This is a genomic window from Ureibacillus massiliensis 4400831 = CIP 108448 = CCUG 49529, from assembly GCF_000772965.1.
Classification (GTDB): Bacteria; Bacillota; Bacilli; order Bacillales_A; family Planococcaceae; genus Ureibacillus; species Ureibacillus massiliensis.
The window spans coordinates 1-2924 of sequence record NZ_JPVQ01000091.1; the positions used below are offsets into that span (position 1 = coordinate 1).

A 2924-nucleotide genomic window follows, 5' to 3' on the forward strand; every position below is an offset into this window, starting at 1 on the left:
GTGAAGCAGCTTGGGCTGTATCTAGAAGTCGAAATCGATGGCTAGCAAACAAATATTGGTCACTCGCCTCACGAAGAGGAAAGAAAAAAGCACTCGTTGCGATCTCGCATCGAATGCTCCGGGCTATTTACTCCATGTTGATGAACAAGGAGCCATACAAAGAACCCCAAGTAATTTAATATAACCATAACCAAATAATTTTATACAAAGTTACCTCTGAACAGGTAGCTCTGCTTTCTTATTGGCTTTTTTAGGTCACTTTAAGAATTACCTAATATAAATAGTATTATTCAAAGACCGAAGGTTTGATTTATTTTCACAGAAAAAATTACTGATGAAGTATATATTGTACTTCTTGCATGTGCTTCGATTCTTTTCTGTTGCATCGCTACGTTTCGATAGTTAATCATTAAAACTATTGGAACACCGATAATAAATGGAATAGCTAAAGGAACAATTCCAGTGATTAATGCTGTAATTACTGCAATTGTTAATAATAAGTTGAGTAGAAACATTTTCGGTCTCTTTATATTTTCCTCAGGTGTTGCATTCTCCGATATGAAAGATTCAGTTGGTAATGTCGTAATAATACCAATGCGTCTTCTCTCTTGCCTCCCAAGCCAATAACTAGCAATTAAAACGCAAATTAATCCGGCTATTTGGACAGGAATCATTGGTGTATAAAGATCTACCACATTTACTTCCAATGCAGTTGCAGCTCGTAATGTAGGCCCTCCCCAAGGAACCATATTCATAGTTCCAGCACCTAAAGCTGCGATTACCGCTAAAGTTAAACGGCTCATTTTTAACGCTTTGTAAATTGGTAACATGGCAGAAATCGTAATTAGAAAAGTACTAGAACCCGACCCATCTAAATGAGTTATCATTGTAATAATAGCTGTACCAACAGTAATCTTTACCGGATCACCTTTTGCAAACTTAATAATCCCTTTTATAATCGGGTCAAATAAACCGGCATCAAACATAATGCCAAAAAAGAGTGTTGCAAAGGTAAGCATAATTCCGGTTTGAGCGATACTACTTAATCCACTACCCATAAATTCTCCTAACTCTATAAAACTAAAACCAGCGATTAACGCCATAACGATAGGAATAACTACAAGTGTGAAATGTATGGATGCTCTCTTGGTTAAAACTAGAATCAATAAAATTACAATTATCAAGAAACCGTATAAAGCAAGCAACTACTTCCCCCCCTTTTTAACTACTTGTCTTAACGTTATGTTGTAATATTCTGAAAAATGACCGAATAATCATACAAACCTTATTAGGATTGTTACTATAATATAAGAATTTAGTAGAACGACTTATTTCAAATACCAAATTGGGAGTATTAATAATTTTTCTGCTATTCTTATAATTTTTGTTTATATTTTTTAGATTTCTAATGTTATCTATTTTTCACTTCCAAAACGTTTTTATAGTTTTATAAATAGAGTAGTTTTTTACTTAGTTTCATTGATATTCGTCTCTATGATAAAACCCTCAAATTCATAATCAACAACCAAATTATTTTTCCAATTTTTACTTTCTATAGATTCCATTATCACCAATCAATCATAGGTCTCATATTATGCTTTATAACTATAAGGAGGAAATTGTTACCTATGTCGTCGAACATTGATTACACCTCTCCGGCAGCGCAATTTTTTTTCGATGTAAATAAAAGTCCCTTGTTTAAAAAAGATAACCAAAATCTGATTAATGTATTGGGTAAAAACCAGCTAAATACACTTAAAAATACTTCATTACTTGATATTTTTCTTAGTGTAAATAATGTTGTAGAACCGCATTACCATCAAAATGCTGCAGAATTAGTTTATTGTATTTCAGGAGCTGCAACGGTTTCAATTCTTAATCCATTCACTAAACATTGGCTGCACATTCCAATCACCCCTGGTCAAGTAGCCAATGTTCCTCATGGTTGGTGGCATTACGAAATTGCTACAGTTGATAATACGCATCTTTTAGCCATTTTTGATGCACCTAACCCCGAAGTGATTTTAGGATCGGATATTTTAAAATTCACTCCAACAAACATCATGGCACATACTTATTGTCTAGACGAAAATCTATGGAAAGAAGTAACTCAACCAATAAAACCGAGCACATATATAGGTCCCTATAAAGACTGTAAAAATGATAAAAATATGACTCAGCATCAACAACAGTACTTCAACCATCCACACTTTAATTCAAACTTCCAGCCACAATATCATCCTTATCAACAACTTCCTTACTACCCTCAAACTCGATATTGATTTCATCGACAGATGGGACAAAATAAATAAACATCATTTTCCTTTCTAGGGAAAATGATGTTTATTTTATACTAAGAATATTGTTTTAACTTTTAGGAAGGTAATCTTAAAGAATATCTAGAATAATTAAACTTAATTTGGATAAAATGACATCATTAGTAAAAATTAAAACTATTCAAAAGAGGGGATTTAATGATTTTAGGTGTACATGCATATTTAAGACTGAATGGAAATGGTAAAGAGGCTGTAAAGTTTTATGAAAATGCTTTAGGAGCAGAAAATCTGGGGGTTCAAACATACGGAGAATTACCTAAAAATGAAGAATATACGCTACCAGAAGAGGCAAAGGATTTAGTCGTACATGCCCAGTTGAAAATTAATAATACTTATTTAATGCTATCAGATAATTTCCCAGGTGAACCATATGAAACTGGATCACTGGTTGATGTGGCAGTTCTATTAAATGATGTAGAAAAATCCAAAGAAGTATTTAATAATTTGCAAAATGGTGGAACAGTTCTAATGCCTCTACAAGAAACTCCTTGTAGTCCATCTTATGGACAAGTAAAGGATAAATTTGGTGTTCATTGGCAAATTGAATATTGCATCCTAAATAAGCCACTTGTGCGGAACTTTGAGCCA

At 33.2% G+C, this 2924-nt stretch carries 3 protein-coding genes; 2 read left to right on the forward strand and 1 reads right to left on the reverse strand.

The window, feature by feature from the left end; translation table 11 throughout:
- Positions 1-290 precede the first annotated feature (290 nt).
- Positions 291-1205 (reverse strand): citrate:proton symporter, encoded by a 915-nt coding sequence (locus CD30_RS18760; RefSeq protein WP_052126329.1) that lies wholly within the window; start codon positions 1203-1205, stop codon positions 291-293.
- 423 nt (positions 1206-1628) lie between these two features.
- Here CD30_RS18760 and CD30_RS18765 point away from each other — a divergent pair, with 423 nt between their 5' ends.
- Together CD30_RS18765 and CD30_RS18770 are read left to right on the forward strand one after the other, a co-directional pair.
- Positions 1629-2282, forward strand: a complete 654-nt coding sequence (locus CD30_RS18765; RefSeq protein WP_036180588.1) for a cupin domain-containing protein — start codon at positions 1629-1631, stop codon at positions 2280-2282.
- 192 nt (positions 2283-2474) lie between these two features.
- Positions 2475-2924 (forward strand): VOC family protein (locus tag CD30_RS18770; RefSeq protein WP_084078077.1); only part of this gene is annotated, 450 nt, incomplete at its 3' end.